Origin of the sequence: Streptomyces lienomycini (assembly GCF_027947595.1) — a bacterium.
Lineage (GTDB): Bacteria > Actinomycetota > Actinomycetes > Streptomycetales > Streptomycetaceae > Streptomyces > Streptomyces lienomycini.
In genome coordinates, this window is the sequence record NZ_CP116257.1 from 1,169,340 (window position 1) to 1,182,283 (window position 12,944).

The following is a 12,944-nucleotide window of genomic DNA, read 5'->3' on the forward strand; positions in this document are numbered from 1 at the left end:
GACCGCCGCACCATGAGCCTAGGAGGTTCATCTAACACTCACAAGTATTTATGGTGACCTCTCGCTGGTAATCTCGCCGCAACGGGTCGGCCCTCAGGGGAAGCGGCCATGGGTCGACTGAATGGGAAGCTGACAGTGATCTCCAGCGAGCTCCTCTGCCGAGACCTGCGAGGGCTGATGACGAGCCTGAGGAGTGATCTGCGGGAACGCGCGCAGGAGAGCGTCGCCGCCGCTGTCCTCGAGAGCGACTACTCACGCGCCAGGGAAGAACGGACGACGTCCGCGACCTGGAGCTCATGGAGGGACGAGCAGATCGGCCAAGCAGCTGCCTCCTGGCTCCTGGCCCTGACGATGACCAGGTTCTGCGAGGACAACGGAATGCTCGACGCTTCCGGTCTGCTGGCCGTTGAGGAACCGCAGGACGGTTCGCCCCTCTCGGATGAACGTTTCCGGGAAGCTGTGTTCGACGTGCTCGCCCGGTTTCGCTCTCTGCCCGCCATGGGGCAGGTGCTCAGCCCACACAGCAACCCCATGTGGAAGATCACGCCCAGCAGTCAGGTTCTTCGAACGCTCCGGACGTTCTGGCTCCGCAGGTCCCCTGAAGGCTCCCTTGAGCACGACTTCACGGATGCGGCGCGCGACACACGATTCCTGCGGGACCTTTACTACGCCCTCGACGAGCAGGCAACGAAGTCGTACGGACTGGTCGCGACGCCGGACTTCGTGGCCGACATGATCCTTGATCTCACAGTCGAACCGGCGGTCGCGGAGTCCGGTTTGCCAGGGTTCCGGGCCGTCGACCCCGCCTGCGGATCAGGCACCTTCCTGCTGGGCCTCTTCAGCCGTCTCTTCCGACTATGGACCGACGCCGAGCCGGGCATGAGCCCCTGGCAGCGGGCTGCCCGAGCACTGGGGTCCGTCCACGGCGTGGACATCAACCCGTGTGCGGTGAGCATCGCGCGCTTCCGCCTGCTAGTGGCGGCCATGAACGCCACCGGTGAACGACGTCTGAGCGCGGTCCCCGACGTACCCGTGGTCGTTGCGGTTGGGGACTCCCTGCTCCGTGGCCGGGGGGCTCCGCATGTGGGGGAACTCGCACCGGAGGAACCCTATGCGACGCCCCCGCAGGGGGAGTTCCCCGACTACTCGCGCCGGCACGACCTGCTCGGCCGCGCTTCCTACCACGCTGTGGTGTCGAATCCCTCGTACCTCATGGTCAAGGACAAGTCGCTCTCCACTCTGTACCACGATGCCTACGTGAGTTGCAGAGGCAAGTACGCGCTCACCGCGCCCTTCATCGAGCGGGCCTTCGGACTCGCGGCGGAAGGCAGGAACAGTGGGTACGTGGGTCTGCTGACGGCCAACTCCTTCATGAAACGAGAGTTCGGTCGCCCCCTCATCGAGCAGGTGTTGTCGAGAGTCGAAGTCTCCCGGATCATCGACACCTCTGGGGCCTATATCCCCGGGCACGGCACACCGACCGTCGTGCTCACCGGGCGCAATCATGAACCGGACCCGCAGCAGCCTGTGTACTTGGTGGTCGGCAAGGAGGGAGAGCCCGCGGTTCCGATGGCGGCGCGCGACGGCCTCGTATGGCAATCTCTGCGCGCCATGTCACACCGGTCCGTTGCCGCCGAAGATCGCTGGGCCCAATCCTTTTTCCAGCAGCGAAGCGAGCTGACCCATTTTCCCTGGAGCCTGACAGACCCGACCAGTGGAGATTTGCTACGTCGAATGGAGCAGGGCGAACGGCTCGGTGAACGCGTTGCCCGGATCGGCTATCAAGCTGCTACGGGCTCCGATGACATCTTCTGCGCTCCGCGCCAGTCGTTCCAACGATCCCGGGCCGAGCAGGGAGCCTGTGTGCAGGTCCTGACCGGGTCCGGCATTCGCGACTGGTCCGTACGCAGCGAATACGCGGCCTTCTTCCCCCGCGCGTGGGATGAGAACTCCGACCGGCCCAAGGCCGTTGATCTTTCGCATTTTCCCGGTCATCACCGACGTCTGCGGCCCTACTGGTCGGTACTGGTCGAGCGCCCCGGCATCAAGGACTCCACCGCGCCCTGGTACGACTGGCACCAGGTCGCCTCGAACCGAAACGTACATTCTTGGTCGATTGCCTTTCCCTGGGTAGCGACCCACCCTCATTTCAGTCTGCTCAGAGAGCCTCTGGTCCCACTGAACTCGGCGCCCGTACTGAAGCTTTCGCCCGCAGCCTCGGAAGTTGACCACCTCCGATTGCTCGGTGTGCTCAACAGCTCTGCCGCTTGCTTTTGGCTCAAGCAAATGAGCCAAAGCAAGGGAGATTCGAGAATCGGCCAGCTCCGGGGCGGCGAGGCGTGGGAAAAAATCTTCGAGTTTACCTCGACGCGTCTGCGCGACCTGCCTCTGCCCGCTCACCTCCCCCTCGAACGGGCCGCGTCGCTCGATGCGATGGCAACCAACCTCACAGAGCTGACATCATCGATCGCCGATACGCGCATACCCCTCGATCAAGAATTCCTCGACTCCGCCGAATACCGCTGGGCATCGACCCGTTCTCGAATGGTGGCCGTACAGGAGGAGCTCGACTGGCAGGTATACAAGGCGTACGGATTGCTCCCCGATGACTGCGAATTGGCCTCTCCGTCGGACGGACCACCGCCGCTCATGGTGGGTGAGCGAGCGTTCGAGATCGTTCTGGCCCGTAAGGCCCAAGAGGGCCTGGTGTCCACGACGTGGTTCGACCGTCACGGAGCGATTCCTATCACCGAAGTCCCCAAGCATTGGCCGACCGCGTATCGAGACCTCGTACAAGCCCGCATCGAAGCCATCGAACAGCACGCCTTCCTCGGGCTGTTGGAACAACCGGAGCACAAACGCCGTTGGTGGACTATCGGTTGGCACCAAATCGCCCAAGCCGGACTCCGGGCCCGGATGCTCGATCGTTGCGAGGAGTCAGACCTATGGTTCGAGACGAAGGACGGAGTGCGCCACCCAGTCGCCCGCACCGTAGATCAGTTGGCCAAGTTGCTGGAAGGCGACGGGGAGTTCGTCATGCTCGCAGCACGTTACTCACCCGGTACGCGGGTCTTGAACGTACTGCAGGGCCTGCTCAGTGACACACACGTGCCTGCGGCACCTCCCCTGCGGTACAAGGAGTCCGGCCTGGTGAAGCGGAGCAGCTGGGAAGCTGCGTGGGAGCGCCAATGGGCGTCGGGGCAGGGACAAGACGGGACAGTCGACCGGCAGGAACAGAACGACGACACCCTCGTCGTACCGCCTCGCTACACGTCCGCGGACTTTGTCAAACCCTCCTACTGGCGACAACGCGGCAAGTACGACGTACCCAATGAACGTTTCACGTCCTTCCTACCGACCTCCTCCTCTCTGTCCTCGACCACAGTCCTGGGGTGGGCGGGATGGGACGCCCATGAAACCGCCCGAGTGCTGCTCGATCTGGTCGAATCCGGAGCGCATGCCGATGCCAGCGGATCCGAATCAGTGTTTCCGCTTCTCACAGCTCTGCAAGATGTCTTGCGCCGACTACAGCGGACCGAACGAGACCTCGGCCCCACCGAGCCATCGGGCTCCTCCCAGGAGTACGAAGAAGCCTTCCGCCGTCACGTGGTACGCCTCGGAACCTCGCAAGCAGAGATCACCGGCTGGAGGCCCCCCGCTCCAAGAAGGGGACGACCGCGCAGAGAATCGTGACGGCGAGGCCACGTTTCGGGCATAAGGGGGTGGGCAGTCGGCAGCTCGCCCTGCGTCGGCCCGGCGGTCGGTGAAGGGGAACGACTTCACGAGCTCGAGGCCCCGCATGAGGGTTGATGACCCGACGATGCCGACTGGGTGACAGGCCGCGGTTCGCGAGAGGGACTGATCGTCCCTCGTCCGTCGTGCCCCATCCGTGCCCTCGCCCCGCGTGGATACATGTGGCGCCGGGGGCTGCCGGCCCCGCCCGTGCGGCATCCGTGCCCAGCCGAACGGACAACAGCGGTGAACAAGGGCCACCGCGAGACCCCACAGGGGGAGTACACCGCTGGTGCTCTCGGCAACGCGGCGATGGCGATCGAGGCCCCAAAGCGGCGTATCAGCAGGTCAGAACGTACTCGGCCACCGTACGCACCCGTGATTCCCCGGCTCAGAGCGCGAGTTCGTTTCTCGTCACTCGCTCCGCACTGAAGCCCCAGGTCGGAGACCTGGGGCTTCTTCGTTGACAGGGCCTGCTCGTCGCGGCCCGCCGAGATCGTGTCGCCCGGTTCAGCCGCTGGGCCACGGTGGAGCCGGTGGAGCTGTCCGCCTCACGGTCAGATCAACGCGCGGGCCCTGCGTTCCCAGTCCGCGATTCGGTTCATCACGCCGCTGACCTGCTTGACCGCGGCCGTGAGGTCCCGGCCCGGCGTCCGCAGCTCCCGGCTCATCTTCACCAGCCACCGCATGCCGACCTCGACCTCGCCGAGCATGCTGACCACCTCGTGGGTGGACTCGGCAGTACTGATCATCTGCTCCAGAAAGCCGGTCGGCGAACCGACGCGTTGCTCGGGCGGCATCGCCTCGATGACGTCGAATGCTGTCTGAACCGCCGCGTCCATCTCCACCATCTGCCCGGCGAAACGGGTGCAGGCATCCCGGAGACCGGAGGCCGGATCGGTCATCGACCTGGCCAACTCGGTCATTGCCGGCAGCCACGCGCTCATCGGTGTCCCCGGCTGGGCGGCCCGTTCCATCACGGGACCGATCTGCACGGCGGCTTCGGCGATCACCGTCATGAACCCGGCGATCGCCTCCGTGGTCTCGCCGATCGCCTCCGTCTGCGCCTCCACCCGGGCGAACCGGTCGAGGAGTCCGGGGGCTTCCAAGTCGTCCGGCTCCGCCTCGACCACAGATGCTGGCAACGGCGTCACCGGCAGCCCGAACAGGATCCGGGCCGGGGTCAGCGGCTCGAACCGGTTGTCCAGGGTGCCTTTCAGCGCAGTCTCCAGGTCCCGCCGCGCCCTGACCAGACCGCTCCGGCTCCGCTTGAACATGATCGTCCGGATCAGCGAAAGGTCGAACGGCAGTTGCCCGTGCTCACCGATGTGGATGATGGGTTTGCCCGTCAGGTGCCGGATCCCGAGCTCGTAGGTGACGTTCGCGTTGCCCCCGGTGAGGTCGGCGATCACGATGTCGTCCTGCAGCACGTGGCGGCAGATCTGCTCGGTGATCTCACCTGAGTCTGCGATCCCGTCCGCCCTGACCGGGACGAGGCCGTGACTGGCACAGGCGGGCAGGATCACCTTCTCGTAGAACATCAGGTTTTCCTCGTATGCCAGGAGTTCCGGACACCCGTCCGGGGCGTGTTCGTTGCCGATGGGCCCGATGACGAAGCAGGTCGTCATCAACGCCTCCTCGGGCTTCGCGTCAGTAACCGCTGCGGTACTCATGCGTGATCCTCCGTTTCGAACTCTTCTGCCCGATGGCGCTGTTTTTCGAGGTCGGTGCCGGCTTGCAGATCAGCCAGGTAGACGGGGCGCTCCTCGATCCCAAGCGCCCGAAGCAAGTCGGCGGTGGGAACCCGGTACTGCCACCCGAGGCGCAGGAACCGGCAGGGGAAACTGTCCTGATGAACTAGCTTGTACGCGGTGGCGGGGCAGAGCCCGAGCGCGCGGGCGGCTGTGCGCAGGTCGACTACCAGCGGCAGGTCGAATGCCTCGCCGAACGACAACCAGGCCCCGGAACGGGGGGTCACCGTCGCCCTCCTGCCGGACGCAGCGACAGAGTGCCGATGCGGCTGCCCTCGCTCGGACGTCGCGCCCGGTGCACGATCTCTCCGAGATCCAGGTGGCCGGCCAGCTCGCCCAGCCGGAAGCTTTCCAGCCGATCCGGTGCGACGCTGAACCGCACGGTCGCCGACAGGCCATCGGGCCGGGAGGGTGGCGACACCCGCACCTCCCAGCCGTCGTGCCAGTCACCGACCGGCAACTCCGCGGGGGACTCCACGGAGAGGTGAGCTGTGGCCAGCGCCGCGATGTCCGCCACCGGCCGCTCCCGGGCTCGGGCCCGGGCGAACGCCCAGACCTGGTTGATGGCGGGACGCAGCAGGGCGTCACCCGCCTCGTGGGTCCCCGGGTCTACGTCCGCGAGTATCGTCAGTAGGGCGAGCAGTGACTCGGATTCGAGCTCCTGCCGGTCGGTCGGCCACCGGTTCGCGATCCGGTAGAGGGTGCGCCGCATGGCGGGCAAGGCAAGCCAAAGCGCCAGCAGCCGTTCAGATCCGGCCGCGCCGGTGTCATGCTGCGCCGCGTCGATGGCCTCGCGCCAGATCTCCTCGCGCAGCCGCGGGGCCGATGACCTGTCGTACACCGCCCGCCTGGCCGACAAGGCGGAGAGCAGGGTCGGGCCCTCGGCCGTGGCGACAGCAAAGGGCAGTTCGGCGAGCCGGAATCGGTGCTCCAGCACATCGAACACCCGGTTGTAGGGGATCAGTCCCATGGTGAACCTCCCGAATCGTCGTCCATGCCGCCCATGCCGCCCACGATGCGTGAGCAAGCCGAAGCGATCCGGTGCAACTCCTGACGCAGCGTCTCGTAGGGGGCCGGCGAGAAGCCGGCCGTGTACCGCCGCGCGCTCGCGGCGGAGCGGTGGTCGCAGGCGGTGGCGTAGTAGTACACGTCGCCGGTCCGGCCCTGGACGGAGAGGCCCCGAGTGTCCTGCTGGCGGTAGCCGCCTGCCGCGTTTCCGCAGGAGGCACAGCCCCCTGCGGGCGCGTCGCTCATCGGTCTGCCTCGCCAGGCGCCACTCCGTGGACAACGGACCCGTGGATCACGCCCTGGACGGCAGTGCCGTGTACGCCCTGCTGGACGAAGCTCGGCTGTTCCGCCCCCGCCGCTCGCGCCAGGAGACACGGCCCGCCCTCCGGTGCGTCCGGCCGGGGCCCGCCCGCCTCCTCGGGATACACACCGGGCAACCGGACCCAGCCGTACCCGGCGAACCCCTTCCGCTCCACGTGGATACGCCGGTACTGCTCCGGGTCGTGTCCGTGGAACCGCGAGCGCACCACGTCCTGGTAGAGCCGGTCGGAGATCACCACGACCAGGTTCGCCGACCCGGCGGCCGCCAGGGCCCGCTTCACCTCGGGTGCGTTCAGGTAGCGAGCCACGGCGATCGGGGCCGGTCCGGAGAAGCCCAGGGCAGCGGTGGCGGCCACACCGGTGTCGATGGCCAGCCGGAGCCGCATCCGCCCGGAGGGCCGACGGGTGGCGTTGTAGCCGCCGAGCTCGCCCGCGAGGTGGGCGACGTACCCACCCAGCACCACTTGCTCGGAGGTGCCAGCCGGGAGGACCGCGAACTCCATGTCGCCCTGCGGCTGGACGGACCACGTGCCGTGGTCCAGCCCGCTGCGTTCGGCTGCCGCCCTGAGCATCCGGGCGAGTTGAGCCTGTGCGGTCCGCTGGTCCGGAGTGTCGAAGCGGCTGTACTGCTCGATGTCCGCCGCCAGGCAGAGGCGACGGTCGTCATCCGGCATGGACTTGTCCGGTGGTCGGACGGTCGGCTGCGACGTCATGTGAACCATCACCTATTCGATGAGTTCGGATAGTCGGTGGTGCTGGACGCCAACTGTGCTGCCGACATGCCGGGCTCTCCGAACAAGCCGCAAAAATGCGTGATGTCGGGCCCTGTCAGCGGCCGATCGACGGCAGGAGACCGATCGCCCGGAGGCGGTCCGGCTTGAGCACCGCTATCTCGCGGTATTTGGTCTCCACGACCCCATCGATACGGAGCCTTGCCAGTGCCTGCTGTACCGCTCTCTCCTGCGATCCGATGAGCGCCGCGAGTTCGGCCTGCGTGAGCTCGATGCAGATCAGAGTGCGCGAGTCGAGGGGCTCGCCGTGACTCTCGGCGAGTTCGGCAAGCACCCGGGCAAGGCGAACTCGAACCGTGGACTCACCGAACGCGATACGCCAGGAATTCGCACTGCGCAGGCGGCGGTTGCTGAGCCGTACGATCTGAAGGGCAACCTCGGGGTACTTGTCGAGGAAGCTCCGCATCGCTCGGCGTTGGACGACATGTGCGTCGATGTCCTCGCCCGCCGTCACCGTGGCCGACCTGGGCGCGTCGTCGATCACAGACATCTCTCCGACCACGTCTCCTCCGGTCCGGATGGCGATCAAGGCTTCATGACCGTTGGCAAGCTTTCCGGTGACCTTCACATAGCCGGTCTCCAGGATCACCAGGCAATCACCCGGTGTCCCTTCCACAAGGATCTTCGCTCCGGGGGGATACTGCTGCGGGGAACCGATACTCAGCAGTTCTCCCCGGACCTCCTCCGACAGGCTGCCGAGAAAGCGGGCCGGCCGCCGCTCGCCGATGTCATACGTACGGCGCTGTGCCGTACTCCGGGTCGCGCGCTTCATACTCCACCTCATGGTCGAGTCCAAGTGCCTTCCCGATCATGGAATCAGGACAGGATTCGAGCGGAAAGGGCGTGCGAGGAGCACCCGGCGTGGTGTGTGCACGTAGTGCGGCGCGTCGGGGCGAGGGTCTCCGGCGGTCGCCTCGGGTGCTCGTGCAGGGCGACATCATGTGCTATCGCGCTTCGTCGGCCGGCGTCGGCCTTTCTCTGATACAGCACGAGTGGTTCCTCCCGTTTGCCCTCCACAAGGGCCGTCGCGCTGCGTCGATCCGGGATCGATACACGTCTCTTCCGCTCCCTGCCCCGCGTGGCCAGAGTCGTGACTTCGACGCATCTGGGAGTGCTTTCACTTGTTTGCCAGGAAACCGATGCTGCCCCGGCTAGTAGCCAGGCACAGCACAGCAATATGAGGCATACTCCGGCATGCTTGCCTTGTGTCCTCAACGACTCGCATCACCGTCACGCTTCCCAGCGATCAGGTGGCGGAGCTCCGCAAGCTCACGGACAACGTCTCCGGCTACGTAGCCGAAGCCGTGGCCCGCCAGATCCGGCACCAGCTCCTGGGCGACGATCTTCGCCGCCACCAGGAGGAGCACGGGCCCCTCAGCGACGAAGAGCTCGCTGAGGCTCGCGCGAAGATCTTCGGCGACGCCGGCACCTCAGAGGACGCGGACGCCGCGTGAGCGAGCGCATCGAAACCGTTGTCCTGGACTCGGCAGGGCTCTCCGCCTGGATCGCGCAGGATCGCAAGTTCCTCGCGATGTTGCAGATCTTCCACGACATGGGAGCCGACCTCGTGATCGGGGCGAACAGCATCGTCGAAGTCAGCCACTCCCGTACCACCATCCCCCGCCTGGACTGGACCCTGTCCTGCATCAAGGTGGAGCCGGTCACCGAGCAAGCAGCCAGAGCGGCAGCAGAGCTCTTCCAAGGCGCCGGGCTGCACGGACACGAGTACGCCATCGACGCCACGGTCGCCGAGGTCGCGCTCCGCCAGCCGAAACCGGTCGCCCTGCTGACCTCCGACGGCGACGACATGGCCAAGCTCTGGGGCAGCCAGGTCCGCATCGTCCCTCTTTGACCCTCCAGCCCACCCGGAGCATGAACCCCAGCACGTTCTGTTGCGGGCCGGAGGCCTGCGGAAGCAGTTCTGCCCCGCACGCGGCCCAGCACCCGTCACCCACTACTGCGGCCGAGTGTCCGCTGTCCACCAGGCCGAGCCGCGAGAGCCGCTCCCACGTCGCCGCTGTACCTGCCCTTCAGGCTCTCCTTCATCGGGCCCGGCATCCCCATGATCGAGCGGGGGCGCGGAGACCCTGTGCTCGAGTCGATCCGCACCAGTTGGACATCCTGGCGGGGCCGCGCCGTCGAACCCGTGATCCGCGAGGCCCTGTGGCGCGTGACCGACGACCTCGCCCGCCCCGTCACCCACCGCTCACGACTGCCCGGCACGCCCCATGACGCCTGGACCTGAACCTGTGACCAGCCGTGTCCGTGCGGGTGACGGGTCAGGGCGCCGTCGGCGTGCTACGAGGGTGCGGGCAACGACCGCTTCAGGAAGTCCACCTGGAGCAGCAGCAGGTTCTCGGCGACCGACTCCTGCGGGGTCATGTGCGTGACGCCGGACAGCGGCAGAACCTCGTGCGGGCGGCCGGCCGCCAGCAGGGCCGAGGACAGGCGCAGCGAGTGGGCGACCACCACGTTGTCGTCCGCGAGGCCGTGGATGACCATCATGGGCCGGTGCGGCTCGGCGGCGTCGACCAGTCCGGCGTCGTCGATCACCGAGTTGCGGCGGTAGACGTCCGGCTGCTCACCGGGATGCCCGACGTACCGCTCCTGGTAGTGGGTGTCGTAGAGCCGCAGGTCGGTCACCGGGGCGCCCACGACGGCGGCGTGGAAGACGTCGGGCCGGCGCAGTGCCGCGAGGGCGGCCAGGTAGCCGCCGAAGGACCAGCCGCGGATGGCGACGCGGTCCAGGTCCAGCGGGAAGTCGGCGGCGAGCGCCTGGAGGGCGTCCACCTGGTCCTGGAGTACGACGGCGGCGATGTCGTCCTTGACGGCCTTCTCCCAGGCGGGGGACCGTCCCGGAGTGCCCCGGCCGTCGGCGACGACCACCGCGAAGCCCTGGTCCGCGAACCACTGCGAGGTGAGGTGGGCGTTGTGCGCGGCCACGACGCGCTGGCCGTGCGGGCCACCGTACGGGTCCAGGAGGACGGGGAGGGGGGTGTCACCGTGGTAGTCCGTTGGCATAAGCACGGCGCACGGGACGCGCCGTGCGCCCCCCTGGGTGAGCGTCACGCGCGGGGACAAACCGGGGTCTTCCGCGTACGAGGTGACAGTCCCCGTCGGCTTCCCGTCCCGCAGCACCCGGACCCGCGCCCCCGGCCGGTCTAGCGTCGCGGAGACGAGTACGGTCACCCCTCCCGCGCGCACCGCCGAGTGCACGCCGGGCTCCCCCGACACGCGCTCCACGCCGAGTTCGTTCACCCGGTAGACGTGCACCTCGCCGGTCTCCGGGTCGGCCGCCTCCTCGCCCGCCGAAGCGGAGACCAGCACGTCGTCGGCGCCGACGTCCAGCACCGCACGCAGATGCAACTGGGCTCCCGTGAGCGGGCGTTCACCGACCGCGAGCACACGCGCGCCGCCCTCGTCGGCGATCCGCACGAGCTGCCCGGAAGGGCTCCAGCAGGGCACACCGGGGAAGAGTTCCAGCCAAATTGGATCTTCGTCGGCGTGCACCATCCGGGTCGTCCCGGACTCGGTGTCCACCGCCAGGATCAGCTGGCTGCGCTGGTCGCGCGCTTGTACGAGAAGGAGCGGGGCCCCCGCCGCCGACCAGTGCACTCGCGCCAGATACGGGTACCGCGCCCGGTCCCAGAGGACCTCCGTGCGCCCCCCGTCGAGACCGATCGCGAACAGCCGCACGTCCGCGTTGGGGGTGCCCGCCGCCGGGTACGGAACGTGTTGTGGATCACGTTCGGGGTGGGCCGGGTCGGAGATCCACCACCGCTGGACCGGTGTGTCGTCCACCCGCGCGACCAGCAGCCGGTCCGACTCCGGACCCCACCAGAAGCCCCGGCTGCGCGACATCTCCTCGGCCGCGACGAACTCCGCGAGACCGTACGTGACCCCCTCGCCGTCCGCCTCGGCCAGCGCCCTGTCCCCGTCCCCCTCGGCGCCCACGACGCGCAGCGCACCCCGGGCGACGTAGGCGATGTGCCGGCCGTCGGGGGAGGGGCGGGGGTCGATCACCGGACCCGGCGTGGCCACCTCGCGCGCGGTGCCGGCCCGTAGCTCGGCCGTGTGGAGCCGCCCCGACAGGGCGAAGGCGGCCAGTTCGACCGCCGAGTCGGTGGCGTAGCCGACGATGCCGGCACCGCCCTCACGGCTGCGCTCGCGCCGTGCCCGCTCCTCGGGCGACAGGCGCTCCTCGGCGCCGCCCAGGAGGGCGCGCGGGTCGGCCGCGACGCGTTCCTCACCCGCGTCGACGTCAAGGATCCAGAGGGAGTTGGCCCGGTCGGTGCCGGTGCCGGAGCGCAGGAAGGCGACCCGTGAACCGTCGGGCGCCACGGTGAACGAACGCGGCGCTCCGAGCGTGAACCGCTGGGTGCGCGCGTGCCGTTTGGGGAAGGAGTCGGACTCGGTCGTCATGCCTTGACCATATTGGCCATGCGCCCCCTTGTGCGGCCGTGCGCCGAGAGATGCGCGCGCACGGATAGTTATGATCACTAGCGCATAGTGGGTATCAACCAGGTGCTCGCTGTGTGGATTTATCTGCCCCAAGCTTCGACTGCGACCGACCCCCCCATGTCCCTGGGCTTATTGGAGGTGAGCCGCCGTGGCACTCTCGATTTCGGCGGTTGTGCTGCTGGCGATCATCGTCTTCCTGCTGGTCAGGAAATCGGGCCTGAAGGCGGGGCACGCGGTGGTGTGCATGCTCCTCGGCTTCTACCTGGCCTCGTCGACGATCGCACCCACGATCAGCGAGCTGACGACCAACATCGCGGGGATGATCGGGAGCATCAACTTCTAGGCCGCAACCGACCGGCACGCCGACGGCGTCCCTGTACCCGGAGCCCGAAGGACCCCGGGGAGACGGAGGCGCCGAGGCATGTCGAACGTGATGGGTGCCCTGTTGTGCGGCCTGGCCGGGGCGCTGCTCCTGTGGGCCGGTCTGCACGACGCCGCACGGGTGCGCCGACTGCGCCACCACGGGGTCCGCACCGTCGGCATGGTGGTCGACAACGTCCGGGTGCGCGACAGCGACAGCGGCCCCACATGGGCGCCGATCATCGCCTTCGCCGACCAGCACGGGTACCGCGTGGAGTTCACCCCGAGCATGCGCGGGTCCGGCATGGGCCTCGCGACCGGCCGCGAGGTCACCGTGGTCTACCTCCCCCACGACCCGCAGACGGCGCGTGTGTTCACCCGGCGCCACATGACCGGCCCGGTGGTGTTCGTGCTCGCCGGGGCCCTGGTGTTCCTGGGCATCGGCGCGGCGATCGCCGTGACGGGCTGACCGCCTGCCGGATCAGAAAGGCGTGAGCACTCTGGCCCCTGCTGTCATCGG

The 12,944-nt window shown here is 67.8% G+C and carries 13 protein-coding genes; 6 read left to right on the forward strand and 7 right to left on the reverse strand.

The features are described from left to right. Nucleotides 1-135: 135 nt before the first annotated feature. Nucleotides 136-3,693, forward strand: coding sequence for a BREX-2 system adenine-specific DNA-methyltransferase PglX (gene pglX, locus BJ961_RS05565; RefSeq protein WP_271320195.1), 3,558 nt, complete (start codon nt 136-138; stop codon nt 3,691-3,693). 596 nt (nt 3,694-4,289) lie between these two features. Here pglX and BJ961_RS05570 read toward each other — a convergent pair. From BJ961_RS05570 to BJ961_RS05595, 6 genes are all read right to left on the reverse strand, one after another. Next, nucleotides 4,290-5,405, reverse strand: coding sequence for a hypothetical protein (locus tag BJ961_RS05570; RefSeq protein WP_271320196.1), 1,116 nt, complete (start codon nt 5,403-5,405; stop codon nt 4,290-4,292). Then, entirely contained in the window at nt 5,402-5,710 is a 309-nt protein-coding gene (locus BJ961_RS05575) for a helix-turn-helix domain-containing protein (protein ID WP_271320197.1), read from the reverse strand. The genes BJ961_RS05570 and BJ961_RS05575 overlap by 4 nt, the downstream gene beginning before the upstream one ends. Next, nucleotides 5,707-6,453 (reverse strand): hypothetical protein, encoded by a 747-nt coding sequence (locus BJ961_RS05580; RefSeq protein WP_271320198.1) that lies wholly within the window; start codon nt 6,451-6,453, stop codon nt 5,707-5,709. Before BJ961_RS05580 ends, BJ961_RS05575 begins: the two co-directional genes overlap by 4 nt. Beyond that, complete coding sequence (locus BJ961_RS05585; protein WP_271320199.1) at nt 6,444-6,737, reverse strand: hypothetical protein; 294 nt, start codon at nt 6,735-6,737, stop codon at nt 6,444-6,446. The genes BJ961_RS05580 and BJ961_RS05585 overlap by 10 nt, the downstream gene beginning before the upstream one ends. Next, nucleotides 6,734-7,525, reverse strand: coding sequence for a hypothetical protein (locus BJ961_RS05590; protein ID WP_271320200.1), 792 nt, complete (start codon nt 7,523-7,525; stop codon nt 6,734-6,736). The genes BJ961_RS05585 and BJ961_RS05590 overlap by 4 nt, the downstream gene beginning before the upstream one ends. Nucleotides 7,526-7,640: 115 nt before the next feature. Then, nucleotides 7,641-8,375 carry a Crp/Fnr family transcriptional regulator gene (locus tag BJ961_RS05595; RefSeq protein WP_271320201.1) on the reverse strand — a complete coding sequence of 245 codons (735 nt, stop codon included), beginning with the start codon at nt 8,373-8,375 and terminating at the stop codon, nt 7,641-7,643. A gap of 433 nt (nt 8,376-8,808) precedes the next feature. Between BJ961_RS05595 and BJ961_RS05600 the strand changes: the two genes are divergently transcribed. The 3 genes from BJ961_RS05600 (at nt 8,809) to BJ961_RS05610 (ending at nt 9,848) form a co-directional block, all read left to right on the forward strand. After that, the gene (locus BJ961_RS05600; protein WP_271320202.1) at nt 8,809-9,057 is read left to right on the forward strand and encodes a type II toxin-antitoxin system CcdA family antitoxin; all 249 of its coding nucleotides are present in this window, start codon (nt 8,809-8,811) and stop codon (nt 9,055-9,057) included. Continuing rightward, nucleotides 9,054-9,455, forward strand: coding sequence for a DNA-binding protein (locus BJ961_RS05605; RefSeq protein WP_271320203.1), 402 nt, complete (start codon nt 9,054-9,056; stop codon nt 9,453-9,455). Before BJ961_RS05600 ends, BJ961_RS05605 begins: the two co-directional genes overlap by 4 nt. Nucleotides 9,456-9,692: 237 nt before the next feature. Next, on the forward strand, nt 9,693-9,848 hold the full coding sequence (locus BJ961_RS05610; protein WP_271320204.1) for a hypothetical protein: 156 nt from the start codon (nt 9,693-9,695) through the stop codon (nt 9,846-9,848). Between the two features lie 53 nt (nt 9,849-9,901). Here the strand turns inward: BJ961_RS05610 and BJ961_RS05615 are convergent, their stop codons facing one another. Next, nucleotides 9,902-12,025, reverse strand: coding sequence for a S9 family peptidase (locus BJ961_RS05615; protein WP_271320205.1), 2,124 nt, complete (start codon nt 12,023-12,025; stop codon nt 9,902-9,904). A 187-nt stretch (nt 12,026-12,212) separates the two neighbouring features. Between BJ961_RS05615 and BJ961_RS05620 the strand changes: the two genes are divergently transcribed. Further along, entirely contained in the window at nt 12,213-12,407 is a 195-nt protein-coding gene (locus BJ961_RS05620; protein ID WP_271320206.1) for a hypothetical protein, read from the forward strand. A 78-nt stretch (nt 12,408-12,485) separates the two neighbouring features. After that, nucleotides 12,486-12,893, forward strand: coding sequence for a DUF3592 domain-containing protein (locus tag BJ961_RS05625; RefSeq protein ID WP_271320207.1), 408 nt, complete (start codon nt 12,486-12,488; stop codon nt 12,891-12,893). Nucleotides 12,894-12,944: the final 51 nt, after the last annotated feature.

Excerpts from the sequence above, each read along its gene's own strand:
- BJ961_RS05580 (WP_271320198.1), bottom strand. The coding sequence starts at position 6,453 with ATGGGACTGATCCCCTACAACCGGGTGTTCGATGTGCTGGAGCACCGA.
- BJ961_RS05625 (WP_271320207.1), top strand. The coding sequence starts at position 12,486 with ATGTCGAACGTGATGGGTGCCCTGTTGTGCGGCCTGGCCGGGGCGCTG.
- BJ961_RS05615 (WP_271320205.1), bottom strand. The coding sequence starts at position 12,025 with ATGACGACCGAGTCCGACTCCTTCCCCAAACGGCACGCGCGCACCCAG.
- BJ961_RS05585 (WP_271320199.1), bottom strand. The coding sequence starts at position 6,737 with ATGAGCGACGCGCCCGCAGGGGGCTGTGCCTCCTGCGGAAACGCGGCA.
- BJ961_RS05595 (WP_271320201.1), bottom strand. The coding sequence starts at position 8,375 with ATGAAGCGCGCGACCCGGAGTACGGCACAGCGCCGTACGTATGACATC.
- BJ961_RS05570 (WP_271320196.1), bottom strand. The coding sequence starts at position 5,405 with ATGAGTACCGCAGCGGTTACTGACGCGAAGCCCGAGGAGGCGTTGATG.
- BJ961_RS05590 (WP_271320200.1), bottom strand. The coding sequence starts at position 7,525 with ATGACGTCGCAGCCGACCGTCCGACCACCGGACAAGTCCATGCCGGAT.